Source organism: Clostridium sp., from assembly GCF_050717515.1.
In the GTDB taxonomy this organism is placed as follows: Bacteria; Bacillota; Clostridia; order Clostridiales; family Clostridiaceae; genus Clostridium_AD.
This window is the reverse complement of the sequence record NZ_JBOITL010000032.1, coordinates 364,831-380,578: the sequence shown is the minus strand read 5'-3', so window position 1 is coordinate 380,578 and position 15,748 is coordinate 364,831. Positions and strand designations below refer to the sequence as shown.

The 15,748-nt window shown below is 32.7% G+C and carries 13 protein-coding genes and 1 pseudogene; 4 read left to right on the top strand and 10 right to left on the bottom strand.

Annotated elements, in window-relative coordinates; genetic code table 11:
* Positions 1-317: 317 nt before the first annotated feature.
* Positions 318-692, top strand: a pseudogene (locus ACREV6_RS17720) (pyridoxamine 5'-phosphate oxidase family protein).
* A gap of 90 nt (positions 693-782) precedes the next feature.
* On the opposite strand, the gene ACREV6_RS17715 reads toward ACREV6_RS17720, so the two are convergent.
* The 6 genes from ACREV6_RS17715 to ACREV6_RS17690 all read right to left on the bottom strand — a co-directional run bounded on the left by ACREV6_RS17715 (position 783) and on the right by ACREV6_RS17690 (position 7,441).
* Positions 783-3,020, bottom strand: coding sequence for an ATP-binding cassette domain-containing protein (locus ACREV6_RS17715; protein ID WP_431579367.1), 2,238 nt, complete (start codon positions 3,018-3,020; stop codon positions 783-785).
* A 136-nt stretch (positions 3,021-3,156) separates the two neighbouring features.
* Positions 3,157-3,864, bottom strand: a complete 708-nt coding sequence (locus ACREV6_RS17710) for a DNA alkylation repair protein (protein ID WP_431579366.1) — start codon at positions 3,862-3,864, stop codon at positions 3,157-3,159.
* Between the two features lie 217 nt (positions 3,865-4,081).
* The gene (locus ACREV6_RS17705) at positions 4,082-4,585 is read right to left on the bottom strand and encodes a hypothetical protein (RefSeq protein ID WP_431579365.1); all 504 of its coding nucleotides are present in this window, start codon (positions 4,583-4,585) and stop codon (positions 4,082-4,084) included.
* Between the two features lie 280 nt (positions 4,586-4,865).
* Positions 4,866-5,195: a VOC family protein gene (locus ACREV6_RS17700; protein ID WP_431579364.1), complete on the bottom strand. Its 330-nt coding sequence runs from the start codon at positions 5,193-5,195 to the stop codon at positions 4,866-4,868.
* Positions 5,196-5,249: 54 nt separating this feature from the next.
* Positions 5,250-6,266 carry a metallophosphoesterase gene (locus tag ACREV6_RS17695; protein ID WP_431579363.1) on the bottom strand — a complete coding sequence of 339 codons (1,017 nt, stop codon included), beginning with the start codon at positions 6,264-6,266 and terminating at the stop codon, positions 5,250-5,252.
* A 20-nt stretch (positions 6,267-6,286) separates the two neighbouring features.
* Complete coding sequence (locus ACREV6_RS17690; protein ID WP_431579362.1) at positions 6,287-7,441, bottom strand: aromatic amino acid transport family protein; 1,155 nt, start codon at positions 7,439-7,441, stop codon at positions 6,287-6,289.
* A 471-nt stretch (positions 7,442-7,912) separates the two neighbouring features.
* On the opposite strand from ACREV6_RS17690, the gene ACREV6_RS17685 reads away from it, so the two are divergent.
* On the top strand, positions 7,913-8,929 hold the full coding sequence (locus ACREV6_RS17685) for an alpha/beta hydrolase family protein (RefSeq protein WP_431579361.1): 1,017 nt from the start codon (positions 7,913-7,915) through the stop codon (positions 8,927-8,929).
* A gap of 224 nt (positions 8,930-9,153) precedes the next feature.
* Here the strand turns inward: ACREV6_RS17685 and ACREV6_RS17680 are convergent, their stop codons facing one another.
* From ACREV6_RS17680 to ACREV6_RS17665, 4 genes are all read right to left on the bottom strand, one after another.
* Complete coding sequence (locus tag ACREV6_RS17680; protein ID WP_431579360.1) at positions 9,154-9,828, bottom strand: methionine ABC transporter permease; 675 nt, start codon at positions 9,826-9,828, stop codon at positions 9,154-9,156.
* Complete coding sequence (locus ACREV6_RS17675) at positions 9,821-10,810, bottom strand: methionine ABC transporter ATP-binding protein (protein WP_431579359.1); 990 nt, start codon at positions 10,808-10,810, stop codon at positions 9,821-9,823. The genes ACREV6_RS17680 and ACREV6_RS17675 overlap by 8 nt, the downstream gene beginning before the upstream one ends.
* An 18-nt stretch (positions 10,811-10,828) precedes the next feature.
* Positions 10,829-11,623, bottom strand: coding sequence for a DUF169 domain-containing protein (locus tag ACREV6_RS17670; RefSeq protein ID WP_431579358.1), 795 nt, complete (start codon positions 11,621-11,623; stop codon positions 10,829-10,831).
* A gap of 226 nt (positions 11,624-11,849) precedes the next feature.
* Positions 11,850-12,689: a MetQ/NlpA family ABC transporter substrate-binding protein gene (locus tag ACREV6_RS17665; RefSeq protein WP_431579357.1), complete on the bottom strand. Its 840-nt coding sequence runs from the start codon at positions 12,687-12,689 to the stop codon at positions 11,850-11,852.
* Between the two features lie 688 nt (positions 12,690-13,377).
* Between ACREV6_RS17665 and ACREV6_RS17660 the strand changes: the two genes are divergently transcribed.
* Positions 13,378-14,082 carry a response regulator transcription factor gene (locus ACREV6_RS17660; protein ID WP_431579356.1) on the top strand — a complete coding sequence of 235 codons (705 nt, stop codon included), beginning with the start codon at positions 13,378-13,380 and terminating at the stop codon, positions 14,080-14,082.
* Positions 14,079-15,665 (top strand): sensor histidine kinase, encoded by a 1,587-nt coding sequence (locus ACREV6_RS17655; RefSeq protein WP_431579355.1) that lies wholly within the window; start codon positions 14,079-14,081, stop codon positions 15,663-15,665. The genes ACREV6_RS17660 and ACREV6_RS17655 overlap by 4 nt, the downstream gene beginning before the upstream one ends.
* The last annotated feature ends 83 nt before the right edge of the window (positions 15,666-15,748 follow it).

Genomic DNA, 15,748 nt, shown 5'->3' with positions numbered 1-15,748 from the left:
CTATATGTAACGTTGTTTAGCAATAAAATAAAAGCCACCGAAATCGAAGTAAAAGCCTTCACAACAGACATTAGAAACAAATTTTTCGATTACTTAAGGTGCCAGGATCTTCGGGATAAATGTAACAAATCAAACAAAAATAAACGGGGTGGAATAGAAAAAGAGTGGACTCCTTGTCTTTTTCTATTTCATATAGCGAACCTTTTCATTGACCTTTTTCTTAGCATAAGGCTTACCAATATCATGAAATAATGTTTAATACTGAAAGTATTCTAAAGTACGTATTGTTAAATATAATTTTTAGGAGGAAATGTACAATGCTTACAGATAAATTTTTTGATGTATTAAAAAATGAAGGCGTAGTTACAATAGTATCATAGGGGATAGATGAACCACATGTGGTTAACACCTGGAACTCATTTTTAGTTATAACATCTGATGAAAGAATTTTAGTTCCTGCATATGCAATGCGTAAAACAGAAAAAAATGTAAATCAAAATAATAAAATAAAGATCGCTTTAGGTAGTAAGGAAGTTTTGGGTTATAAAGATTACCCGGGAACAGGCTTCGTAATTGAAGGTACTGCAAAATACCTTGAGTCAGGTTCAGAATTTGATATGATGAAAGAAAAATTCTCTTTTTTAACTAGAGTGCTCGAGATAACAGTTAAATCAGCAAAGCAAACGCTTTAATTTTTATATATTCTTAACTAATTTAACCCATTTGAAATTTCAAGTGTTCATTAATGGAGGTCACTTTAATGAACACTTATTAGCTGCCATTTACAAGTACCTTGCAGTAATGGATTCACTACAGTTCTTCAGGTCAGCTGGTGTCCCTTCAAAAATAATTTGTCCACCACGGCTGCCTCCCTCAACACCCATATCAATGACCCAATCAGCGTTCCGAATGACATCAAGGTTGTGCTCAACAACAATAACCGTGTTACCCTTATCCACTAGGCGGTCAATGATTTTCAAAATACTCGTAATATCAGACATATGGAGACCCGTTGTAGGCTCATCCATTATATAAATATTACCCTTTTTACTCAACTCTCTAGCAAGCTTTAAGCGTTGAGATTCGCCACCTGACAGCGTATCCAACGGCTGACCCAATGTCATATAGTGAAGACCAACATCTGCGATATGCTTCAGCTTATTGATGACTTCTTTTTGCGTAAAGAATTCTACGGCCTCTGCTATTGTCATGTCAAGAACCTCAACTATGGACTTTTTATTACACTTGTAGTCTAAAACCTCTCTCTTAAACCTTTTGCCACCGCATTCTTCACAAATAGTTTCCACTGAATTCATAAATGAAAGATCTGTTTCGATAAAACCGCGTCCTTTACATGCCTCACAAGCACCTTCCGAATTATAACTAAACAATCCCGCACTAACTTTGTTTTCATCAGCAAATGATTTACGAATCATATCCATAATCCCTGTGAAAGTGGCTGGATTAGAACGTAGGTTAGCGCTTACTGCTGACTGATCAACAATAATCGCATCTTTATATTCATTCGCAAAGACACCATTAACCAGTGTTGATTTGCCAGAACCTGCAACACCTGATACAACCGAGAATATCCCTTTAGGTATCCTTAGACTAACGTTTTTCAAATTGTGTAGGTTACTCTTTTTTGTTTCATAAAAATCAGTACTAATTCTTGGCTTACTCTTAATCTGCAAGCTTCTTCCGATGTATTCACCCGTTAATGTATTTGAACTCAAAAGTTCATTGTATGAGCCTTCAAACATAACCCTTCCACCGTTAATACCTGCCTTTGGACCAACATCTACAATATGATCTGCTATCTTTATAACGTCTGGGTCATGCTCAACTACAATCACTGTATTGTCTTTATCCCTTAACTTGACTAATAATTCATTCAACCTATGGACATCTCTAGCATGTAAGCCTATGCTTGGTTCATCAAATATATACATAACATTAATCAGGCTGCCGGTAAGGTGCTTAACCATTTTAACACGTTGTGACTCACCACCCGATAAAGTGGATGTTTCTCTGTTCAAACTTACATAATCCAGCCCAATCTGAATCAAATCATTCAATCGCTCTGACAAATTATCAATTATAGGTTTTACTTTTTTGTCCTCAATCTTTTGTACCTGTTCTAAAAGTGAATCTACTTGCATTGCAGTAAAATCTGCGATTGTATAACCCATTATCTTTGATGATAATACCGTTTTATTATATCTTTTTCCACAACAATCATCGCATTGTCCTTCCGTTGTAAAAGGCGCAATTTTCTTTTTGGATGCCTCTGATTTCTCAAATTCAGTTTTAATGTTTGACCTGATAAATCGCTCAACTAGTCCTAAATATGTAGTATTAATGTCCTCCATTAATGGGGATTTTATTTTTTCTTCTTTGCAAAATACGAGCTTGTCGTATTCCTCTTTTGTATAATCCTTAATTTTTTTATCACAATCAAAAAAGCCTGTTGCTGCATAGGATTTCCAAATCCAATTTCCTACTTTAAAACCTGGAAGTAAAATTGCACCCTGGTTTAATGATTTTTCTTTATCCAAAGCCTTGTCAAGATCCAATGTAACTATCTTTCCAATGCCTTCGCAGGTCTTACACATTCCATTTGGATCATTAAAAGAAAAATAACTGGAAGGACCTATATGAGGCTGCCCAATGCGTGAAAATAATAATCGTATTATTGGATCAATATCTGTAATTGTACCCAATGTTGAACGGGAATTTCCGCCAATTCTCTTTTGCTGCACAATAATCGCCAATGATAAGTTTTTAATAGCATCAACATCAGGATGTCTATATTTGGGCATAAACACTTGAACGAATTTACTGAAGGTTTCATTTAACTGCCTTCCAGCTTCCTGCGCAATCGTATCAAAAACGATGGATGATTTACCAGAACCTGATACCCCGGTAAAAATTGTTATCTGCCCTTTTGGTACATTTAAATTGATGTTTTTCAGGTTATTTTCCCTTGCCCCTATAATTTCAATATATTCATATCCCATATTATCCTCCTGTTCAAATACATCCAAACTACTTCATATAAATTTCAACTAATTCATAGCATCTCTTTTTTGTGGTATCCGACGGTTTTTCTGTTGGTACTAATAACTGGATAACTTCGGTGCTTGTCACCATACTTTAACATCTTACATGTTTACGTTTAAATCCTAGTTTTCCTTTATCAACTCCATTTTGAATATATTCTATTGCAACGTTCGTCTGACAGAGTTTTTTGCCTATAAAGACATCTACCTTTCCTACCTCACGCGCAATTTTCTTTGCTTCTTCATGAAGCGGCAAATACGAAATGCCAACGGACATAATAAAATTGTTCATAGCAATTTTAGCACGGTTTGGCTGGTTGTGTATCGTGTCACGCACCCTATTAAGCATTGCCAAAAGCTTATCCTTGTCGAACTCACTGTCTTTACGAGTGCCTAACAACCAATCGTAGCAACTCCAGCCAGCCGCCACTTCTAATTCTTTTCCGCTATCAATCCAGCGGTCGGCGACGGAAAAGGCAATATCTGTTTCGGCAAGGGTTACTGCTACAATGAATTCCGAAATCATATAAAAATAAGCGCCATCTATCCATCTGTTAAAATCTTCTTCCACCATTTTTTTTGGCTCAGCTATCATACCGGCTAAATACATGGCATCATAATTTCTTGTTGCATATAGCTGCTCTGCCAAAGACTGATTGTATTTTATTTTCTTGAAAATCGGCTTCATATCTTTTATGGCTACGCCAAAAACAGGTTCTTTCGCTCCATTGCTCATGTAAATTTTTTTCATACGTTCTTTACCAAGGGACTTCAGTTCATCCATGATTTCGTTTAGTTGCATTTGTAACATCTCCTTCATATATCTAGTAAAATTCATAAATTAATAATGTCAACGACATCAGTTATTAATGACTATTATAGTACTATTGCAAATTTTAAACTATCAAAAACTTATCAATCAGTTTGCTTTTCATCCACTATCACCTAATTCTCTCTTATATAAATAACAATATGTGGTAAAAATCTCCTCACAAGTGCTTAACTGTTAACTATGAACTTTATCTGTCTTTAACCCCGTGTTTTTCATTAATTTCAAATATATTAATAGCGTAAATCATGGCTTTATTCTTAATATGAGTGAACCACATCTCACCATCACCAACCATAACTCCTTGATAATTTACAAAAGTTTTTGTAACCTCTTGATTTAACAATGCTTTTTTTACATCTTCAGTAATAATTGTATTGTAGCTTTTTATAAAATCTTCTTTGGATTTTATTTTTATCTTTTTATCTTTCTTGTTAACATTTAAAGGATAGCTAACATAATTAGCAACTTTTGATATTTCCTTATTCTGAACTAAAGATTTTATAATATTAAAAGACTTTTCGAATTCTTTCACATTAGTAATTCCTATAACTTCATATCTGTTTTTAACTTTTACATTTTGTTCAATGTTTTTACTATTTTCAGGTTGTATGCTCTTAGTTGCATATGAACTGGTAGTTGATCCTATAGCATATAAAGCCGTTAATGTTAAAACTATTATTTTTTTATTCATTTTAATCCCTCCTGAGTTTAGGTGATTTATTTTATTAGTTTCCCTCAACTAATAAGTTAATTATGCAACAATAGATAAAGATTTAAAATGCACTACATTTGATATAACTCCATTTAAGGACTTTTTTCTAATTGTCTTATCTTCAATCATTAATGACATTGCCCCGGGGGGCATGATCAAATTGTAAACACAATTTGATTTGCTGATGGTTAGATGCAAAAAGGGTATAGAACTTTTTCTTTATAAGAAAGTTCTATACCCTTTTTATTTTTTTTTGCTTTTACATTTCTTTACTGTCGTAGCTAAATTGCCATCCAATATCAAACTTATCTGTTAGACTACCGTAACACTTGCTCCAGAATGTTTCTTGAAGCTCCATGTCTACAGTGCCTCCCTCTTTTAGGTTATTAAATAAAGATTTAATTTCATCTATATTCTTACTACCTACTACAAGAGTTATGTTATTTCCGCTAGTAAAAGGAGTACCCGGAAAAACATCTGAAAACATAATATTGCTTCCAGTAATATTAAGCAGTGCATGCAACACAAGATTCTTTGCTTCTTCTGGGATAACAAATTTTGGGTCAGGTGGAGTCTGACCGTAAGTCATAATTTGTGGTTTTTCCGTTCCAAAAGCCTGTGCATAACATTTTATTAGTGTAGTCTATTTGCTTTGGCCTCTAACAAAATTAGAAACAACCGTTGTAAGTGGAACTGGTTCTACCTTAAATACACCATCATTATTTATTGTTATTAGAGTCCCACCTCTTTGGGTATATCTTTTACTAATACCTGAATATCCTAAAAAATCAATTGACATACCATATGTCATCATAACGCCCTGATAAGTTAATGAAAGAGTATTTAAATGATCATGACCAGTGAAAATCCCTTTGACTATTCCATTTTCTACTACCTTTTCAAAAAAATCAGGTTTATATTTTGATATTCCAAAATAATCATTATTTTCTGCAATACTACCAAAATTATATTCAACACTTTTATCTCCAAGTTTCATTTTCTCATAAGCTTGTTTAAATTCTGGTAACGGCATATGGAAAAAAGCTAAAGCGTTTAAATTGTGATTTTGTTCCTTAAGTTTAGATAGTTCTTCCATACACCATGCTGTTTGATCTTCACGAATGCAATCAAATCCACTGTAGAACCATCCATCTCTGTACATATTTGAATCTAAAATTACAAGTGCCATTATTAACTGCTCTTTATTGTGGAGTAACTTTATTATGTAATTACCTACACCCGTAACATTTTTATCACCTTTATCAAAAATACTATACTTCCCCTCTAAAATTATATCTGAAATTTGATTTTTATTACCTTTTGACCCCATTTCAACATCATGATTACCAAATAAGAATGCATAAGGAATCTTAAAGGAATCCATAAAATCAACTAATTTTTTAGCCTGTCTGATGTTATTTCTTGTGCCAGATTTTAATATGTAAGGAAAGATACTATCTCCTGTTAGCATAATTAAATCTGGTTTTGTTTCTTTTACTAATTTTGTTACAGCCGCCATACCTAATGCATCTTGCTTTTTAGATAATATACCAAATCCAAAATGCAAATCAGTTAATTGTAATATTTTATATGGTCTATCACCTATTTTTAAAACAAAATGATTATCTTTATCTTTGTAAAACATGGAATTATTGTACATACTCTAGTTCCTCCAATTTATTATGTTAATGGTATCATGGCTCCAACTGCACATATTATAGTAGATATTACCAATATAACTTGAAATGGTATTGTTCCAATAATACCACATATTGGACTAGCTCCAGCTTTTTTCCTTGATTTATTATATGTGAATATAAGCATAATCGCAACAAGTACTACTACTCCAGACATTATTCTTGTGAGAACAATAAAACTATTCACACCAAATATGGCAAATAATAAGGATGGGATTGTAGCTAATAACCAACAAGCCTTATTATTTTCTCCAATTTGTTCATGGACCACATCTCGAAGAGCTAGTGTATTTGACCAGAATGTGGTTAGAAGCGCAAATAATGAAAACATTCCCGCAAGAATGCCTGCCCAGCGTCCAATACTATCCCCTAATTGTACATAAGCGAGTTCTTTATCTAATATACCTTTTCCCCCTACCAAAACAGTTGTTGTTACAATTAACACAAGAATTGATGATATGGCAAAACCTAAGAAAATTGAAGTCCTAATTTTCGGTACATTACCATTTAATCCTTTTACAACCTGTATAACAGCTTGGTTCGCAGAAGTTGCGAACACAATTATACTGTATAGCCCTAGAAGATTATTTATGTGCATTTTAGACACTTGTAATTCATTTAGTGGCTGCATTAATGTTCCCACAGTCATAGCTACAACAATTACCATCAAAACAATTACTGCATATTTTTGGGCAATTCCTACAGCCTTCATTCCCATAAAAACAACGATGCCAGCTAAAAAATAATATATTAACTGAGCCACAGAAAATGGTACATGCATCCAATTCTCAATAATTTGAGCTCCACCATTAATGTTACCGCTGACACCAACAACAATTGCTAATCCATAAACCGTAAACATAGTCCAACTAAAGATTTTTTTAGCTTTACCATTAAACAATTCACCTTCAAAACTTTTAACAAGCTGAACACCACCATTATTATAGGATAGTTCAGCAATAATTAAATGTAAAATAACATTAATAAAATATGCTAATATCACCATCCAAACAACACTTTTAAGACTGTTTTTAGTTGCTAAATAAGGGACTGCAATAATACCCGTACCAATACTATTCCCAACAATCATACTAATTGCTTCAAACAGTGTAAAGTTAGCTTCACTTTGTATTTTCATATATATCCCCCCTGTAGTATGATTATTTCAATTGATTTATGGCCTTTTTCTTTATTATCAATATGAGAGTGTAAAGTCTACAAATTAACTTTTTTCGCCTTAATTTACAATATTCTACTTAATATTATAGCATTTTATATATTTTATTTCCATAATTAATAAATATATACAGAGCTGAACCACTAAGGTAACTGTGACTTGGTAAAAACAGTAACTAGTTTCTAGTCTAAAGACCATAGGATCATCAATGGTTATTCCATTTGATTCTATTTGCTGCAATCTTTATTATACTGGTCTTGACATGGGTACCCGTTTCTTTTTTTTGTCATTAATAGCAAGATTGTCACTTAGTCCCCTCTATCACCTCCGAGGTTTAGAAAGTTTTAAAGTATTCTGCCCTAGCAAAACCATAGCACTATTTTTAATATTAATTCATATACTAATGTTGAAAGTATTTAAAGGAGCTACTAAATGAACCGTTCAAGTCGTACTATAACAATTATTTTTTCAATTATGCTTGTGACTACACTTATTGGCTGCTCAAAATCTAAACAAACACCAGTTAATACCAATCCCCCCAAGGATACTGTAACAGTTAAGCAACCTCAACAGCAAGAACAGCAAAACCAACAAGAAGAAGCTCAAAAACCTGAACAAAAACCCCACTCACCTAAACTACAATTTAACAAAGCATTAGGAATAGAAGCACAAAAAATCACTAATGAAAATCCTGATATTGTAGTAAACAAGCTACTAGTGGATGATGTACCTTTCTATGAGATTTATAAAAAAGATAATTCTGTTAAACCACTTATAATTATGATTCATTTTGCAACTGGTAGTAAAGAATCAGTAGTTTGGAATGCTTTAGATTTTGCCTATAAGGGTTTTTATTGCGTAGTTCCAGATGCTTATGCTCATGGAGAACGTGTAAATAATCCAGCCATTAGAATGACACAAATCGAAGTGTTTACTTCAGATGAATGTAATAGTTTAATAGACTTCTATTCTAGCAACAAAAAGGTTGATATAAGCAAATTGGGCATAATAGGTTATTCTTTAGGTGGAAGTTCTGCATACCACTATGCAGCTTATGGAAAATATAAACCAAAAGCAATAGCCTCTTACGGTTCCACCCCCTATTGGGAACAGCTTGTAGATATTGGAGGAATCCCCATGATGACCTATAGTGTTGTTTCTGGTAATGGTCAAACCACTGATTCCCAAGATACAGTAAACAAGTACTTAATAAACAATTCTCCTTTTAAAAATTATGCAAATATGAAAAATATGACTGTTGTTATGTTTAATGGAGAAAAGGATACTGTAATTCCACCAGAGGGTGCTAAAAAATTATACGATGCATTAAAGTCACTTGGTTCTAAAAATGTTCACCTAATCTTATCAAAAGAAGGAGACCATGGTGAAGCCACTTCTGAAAATTATCTAAAAACTGCAAATGAATTGTTTTTAAAGGCTTTAAAATAGCTAGCAAATTCGCTTCGCTCATAAAAAAAACAGGGGTCATGAACAAATTGTGAACACAATTTGTTTTACTACACTTTATGTTAATATATAAGTGTAGGCTTTTTTGCTCAACTTCAAAATACGTGCCTATTCAAAATCAGCTAATTCCTGTTCATTTATATAACAGTAAAACCCTGGGCTTATTAATTAGTCCAGGGTTTTACTGTTATATAAATAATTCGAGATTAAATACTTTTCTTGTACATAAAGTTTCCTAACATTTGAATTACCTGCACCATAATTAGCAAAATAAAAACTGATGTATAAAGTACTGAGTTATTAAAGCTTTGATATCCGTAATTAAGAGCCACTGCGCCAATACCTCCTGCTCCTACTGCACCAGCTAAAGTTGTTGCGGTTAAAAAGGTAATTGTAGATAGTGTTGTACCAGCAATAATAGAGGGAATAGCCTCTTTTATCATAACTTTAAATATAATTTGCATATCTGACAAACCAAATGAGCGTGCAGCTTCAATTAGCTGATAATCAACAGCAAGTAGGCTGTTTTCTATAATACGCGCCATAAAGGGTGCAGCTGAAATAGTTAAGGGTAAAATAGCAGCCTTTTCACCTATTGAAGTTCCAACTACCATCCGTGTTATAGGTGAAATAGCTACAATCAATATAATAATGGGAAAAGAACGAATAGCATTTATTATGAAATCCATCACCACATAACCTCTTTTATTAGGTTTTAGTCCCCTTGGCCCCCATATAATGAGTAGTATAGCTAAACCAAATCCAATTATAAATGCAAAAATCATAGAAGCTGATAGCATTCGCAGTGTTGACCAAATAGCAGGCATAATTATCCCATTAAAATAGCGTAGCCATTCTGACCAAAAATCACTATTAAACATTGGCTTCTCCTCCTTCACTTGGTGATACCATATTCCAAACCACTTGTCTACTGCTTAAATAGTGTTGCACACTTTGGAGGCTTTCGCTTGAAACATTAATCATTACTGACCCAAAAACACGATCACGGAATCTGTCTGTTTTCCCGCCCAAAATGATAAAGTTAGTTTGTAAATCTATAGCCATTTGAGTGATAATTGGCATCTCAGAGTGTTGACTAGAGAGCATAATATTTAGAGTGACCCCCTTACTTGGAATTAAAAAATCTTTTTCGCCAATAAGACTCTTTAATGCAGGTGGCTGTTGTATAAATATTTGTTCCACAGAACCTTCTTCTGCAACCTTACCATCCTCAAGTATAACCATTTGCTCACAAGATGCTTGCAATACTGATATTTGATGGGTAACAATTATAACTGTTATTCCTAGCTCCCTGTTTATTTGAGTTAAAAGGTCGATAATAGACTTAGCAGTTTTAGGATCAAGGGCACTGGTTGCTTCATCACATAGGAGTATTTTAGGATCCATAGTCAATGCACGTGCAATAGCAACTCTCTGTTTTTGTCCACCTGAAAGCTCACCAGGTCGAGAATTAATTTTATCAGAAATACCAACCATTTCTAATAGGGATTTAACCTTAGTCTCTATATAACTTTTATCATATTTCCAAGCTTTAAGAGGTAGTGCAACATTTTCATAAACTGTTAGCCGTGAAAGTAAAGAAAATTGTTGAAAAATCATTCCAATTTCTTTTCTAAACTGCCTTAAATGCTTACCCGAAAGTGTCTGAACCTCTATTCCATCTACAACCAAGCTACCAGATTGATATGTCTCTAACCCGTTGATACATCTTAAAAGTGTAGACTTTCCCGTGCCACTGCGACCAATAATGCCACAAATCTTCCCTTTAGGAATATTCATACTAATGCCCTTTAGCACCTGCAGATTATCATAGGATTTAACCAAATTTTTAATTTCTATCATATAATTTTTCCCTTACTTTCATTTAAGATAGGCTCCTGTGTAGTAGTTTTTGTCGTACTCAATTGTAAAATCATCTCTTCCGGCTTGTTTAAGCTTTTCCTCTATTATAGCTTTGTCCTCATTAGGCTCCATAATATTTATGGTGCTGTACAGTCCCTCAATCATACCAACAAACTTATTATATGGAATTCCAAGAGCCATTTCATCCTTGCCCCAGCCAGCCATATGCCTAGTTCCAGCACACAATGTTGAAATATTTATATTATCACTTACAAATGGATACGCAGTACACTCTGAGCAAAAAGCCTGATTACCTATTAGCTTGAAATTGTTATATGTCCCGTAGGTGTACGTGTATCCTTGAATAAGCCTCATAATATTGTATGGATTTGTAACCATAATAACAACATCAGGTGAAGTGGAATATTCATCTAATGGTTTTAGTATTACACCATATACCTTTTGTTTAATATTGGTAGTATTATCAACAACCTTCTTCGATGTAATCAAATCATTATACATACCTTTATCATGATATTGGCAACCTGATAACCATTTCTCATCTGATTCTATAAAACCTAATGCCCGTGCAGATGAAAGACAAGCAAAATTATCAAGATTTGCTTTTATAGAATGTCCATGCATAGCAAGTTTAGCTAACACACAGTAAGTCATTTTGTTGTTAAGTGTTTGTTCATCACTACTGTTAAATTCCTCTTCAGAATAAAGAAATTTAACACCAATTATTTTACTCTTAAGTTCTAAAGAACAATTAGCCTTTGTTACCATTTCTGGTATCTTATTATAATTCATAGTTGCCTCCTTATTTGTAGCATGTTTGAACATATTCATAAATCATTTACATTGTATGAAATCAAAAACAATACCCTTACTCATGTATTCCACTCTTTAGTATAAAGAATGAAAAACCTTATAAAGAACTTTATTTATTACATTAATAAAATTCTTTATAAGGTTATGCAAATCCTATTCTTGAAAATAAAACTTCTTTTACACTAAATATCTACATTAATATAATCTAATTAAATAGTGTAAATGCACCTTTAAATGTTTCATTGAACTTTGCTTTATTTTCATCAGTCTTAAGAAGCTTCATAGCATCAACTGCCCATTTTTCATCTACATCTTTAGCTTTCACAAGAAGCCCCATTGGATAGTTTGATGATTGAGTATCTTCATAAAGATATACCTTAGGGTCAATTTTTCCAGCTTTTTGAGCAATGAATGCCATAGAGAATGCTGCATCAACATCTCTAACATTACGTGCTGTACTTGTTACTTCTACTTCAGTAAATTGTATTTTTTTTGGATTTTCAACAATATCTAATTTTGTATAGAAATTGCCCTTCTTTTCTCCAAGCTTAACTAGCTTACACTCAGACATCATTCGAATACTTCTGTCTTGATTAGCAGGGTCATTGGGTAAAATGATTTTTGCATTGTTGGGAAGCTCCTCTATCGATTTATATTTTGTAGAATATATTCTGAATGGTGAGTAATAAAAATAGGGTTGAACCATTCCTATGTCAGCATTATTTTCTTTATTGAAAGTTTTAATCCATGGAAGGTGATTAGCAAATACTGCATCAATACTGCCATCCTTAAGCGCTATTGCCGGCAAGTTATTGCCATCAAACATAACTAATTCTGCGGTGTTACTACCTTTTTCAATAGCCTCTTTGATTAATTGCGCAGCTGGCTGGGTTGTCGAAACACAGCCAATTTTAATATGGCGCGTCTCAGTTTTATTTGCGGTTTTTGTGTCTTCCTTAGGAGTTGTTTTTTGTGAGCATGCAATTAATGAAAATGAAAGAACCAGAATAATAGCTAAACAAATATTTTTTAATAATTTTTTCATATGTGTGTCCCCTCCTGAAAATATAATAATTTTAATCAATAGTACCTTTGTATATAGCCTACAAACATTAGCTAAATATCATGATTATTTCAACTATAATTGTTTGCAACATACGTTGTGAATCATACCATTATTTTATTCATCTTTCATCTATTATTAATATTTTCTATAAGATAGCGTTTATATATAATTTTTCCTGATACACTAGCAAACATAAACTTCCAGTTTATCTCACGACTTCGGGGGACGTAACAATTAACCTTTCTATTTTATCAAACTTTAATTTGCTTTAACCGCAATTCTTTTATTCTATTTTTCATAGAGTTCTCCTTATTAAAGAAAATGGCTATAATATTTTTTAGCAGTTAGAATAAATTTAGTAAGTGCTCAATGGCTAGTTGTTTAAAATACAATTCTTGGTTATAATATAGTATAAAGAAGTAAGAACTTGGTTATATAGGAGATTTTTTGAACGTTACTTTTATGGTCGCATTATGCTATAACATAGATAGACATACATTTAACTTTGGAATATGAAGAAGATGACATTTAGATTCAAAAGCAGTATTTTACTGCTTTTTTTTGCATAAAAATAAAACGCAAAATTTTATAGTGAAGTGGATAGGTTAACAGTAAGAACTTGCCACTTGCCACGTGGGTGGCACTTAAAATCAATCAGTGTACAAGCATGTACACTAGATATATAGAGGAAGAGGATAATATGGTAAAAATTTTATTTTTAGAAGATGAACCTACAATATCAGAGGTAACCACCGAATATATGAAAATGCAGAATTACGAAGTAGTTTGTGCAAGAGATGGAGCAGAGGCTCTAGAATTTTTGAAAAGCAATTATTTTGATTTAGCAATACTCGACATAATGGTGCCTAAGGTAAGTGGACTAGTTGTTCTTGAACATATAAAGAAAACAAATCCCCAAATGGCTACAATAATGCTAACGGCCCTTGAAGACGAACAAACACAGTTAAAAGCCTTTAATCTTTATGCTGATGATTATGTAGTAAAGCCATTTTCCCCCTTGTTATTACTTAAACGTATAGAAACAATATTGCGTAGGACCATGGGTAGTAGCACAAAAATGTCAGAAGTAAAAGGCTTATATATAAATGATGAAGCATATCAAGCCTACTACAATAACCAATCTTTAGAGTTAACATTAAGTGAATTTTTACTTTTACAAACACTGGAAAAAGAACCGAACCGAGTATTTACTCGTGAACAATTAATAATGAATGTTTTCAATGAGGAATATTTCGGAAGCGACAGAATAATAGATGCACATGTGAAAAACATGAGAAAAAAGCTGCCTAAAAAATACATAAAAACAGTAACCGGGGTAGGTTATAAGTTTGATAAGGAGGGTGACTTTTGAATTTATCAAAGAAGACCTTTGTGTATAGTGCAATTATATCAGGGACAATAGTAACCTTAATGATAGCATATTTTGTCCTAATGCTTCCTTCATTATATGTGGATTATATGAAAAAGAGTAATTTTAAATCAATAAAATCCATACAAGAAAGCTATATAAATGATGGGAATTATAAAAATATATCCTCAAGTAACCCAGCAGGAACAGCAACTATTAAAATACCAGCCACTGGCAATGAAGTTTTTATCGCAAATAAAATGTGTTCTATAAAAGTTACTATTAATGATAATGGGATATTTAAGGTTATTGAAAAAGTAAGATACTATGGTACTCACAGGGAAGAAATGGAAAATATAGATAAAGAGGATTTTGATTTTACGAGTAGTATAGGGGATGTTTTTAAGAATAAGTTATTTAAGGATAATTTGCCACTAACCTTTGAGTTCTTAGGAAATGATTATAAGAACATTTATAAAAAAATATCATCAAAGTTTAATGTAGTAGATGAGGATACGGTTATTTATGAAACCAACGTATCTGATGGAAATAATTATTACACTAACTATATGGCTATGAGTATTCATAATAGTGATATTATTGTATCAGTATTTACAGCAATGACTCCTAAAATAGGAGAGATACGTCCAATAATCCTTCAAAGTCTACCCATGATTATTGCCACAGCTATTTTATTAATATTGGTATCAACTATTTTATTTTCAAGAAAAATAGTGAATCCAATAGAAAAACTGGTAAATCATGCTGTGTTTATGAAAGAAAATACCAATAGGGATGTTGAACTAATGAAAATAGAAGGACGAGATGAAATTGCAGTTTTAGGTGAGACCCTTAATGATTTATACCTAAAATTAAATGAAAATTTTGTGGAGCTAGAAAAAAAGAACAGCTATCTTTCGGGCCAAAATAAAAGACAAGAGGTATTTATTCGCGCATCCTCCCACCAACTAAAAACCCCCGTTGCAGCAGCACTACTGCTGGTGGAGGGTATGATAAATGAAATAGGAAAATATAAGGATACAAAAGAGCATTTACCAAAAGTAAAGCTTCAATTACAATCCATGAGAAAAATAATAGATGATATTTTAAATCTTAACAATAGTATTGAAGCCATTAAAAAAGAAAACATAAATATTATTGAAATAATTGATGAAAGCCTGGTTTGCCATGAGGTGCAAGTGAAATCAAAGCGGCTGAATATAGAAAAGGAAATTAATTTTACGAATATAAATACAGATAGGAAGCTTATTTTTAAAATAATAGACAATCTAATAAATAACGCTATAACCTATACACCAAAAGAGGGGCATATAAAAATAACATTAACGCAGAAAGCATTAACTATTATTAATTATGGATCATTTATAGAGAAAGAATTATTACCACACATATTTGATCCCTTTGTTTCAAGTAATAGTGGAAATAGGGGGCATGGCTTAGGTCTTTATATTGTAGCCTATTATGCAAATCTATTAAACTATCAGGTAGATATTAGAAATATTAATGATGGAGTAGAAGGCAGCGTGCTTTTTGCAAATACTAAGGATTCTAAAACGATAAAATAAGAAACGGCATTCTTCACATTAATTTACATAGTTAGCACAATATTCACATGCAATCTTCACACGAAATTCACAGGGGTTTGGTA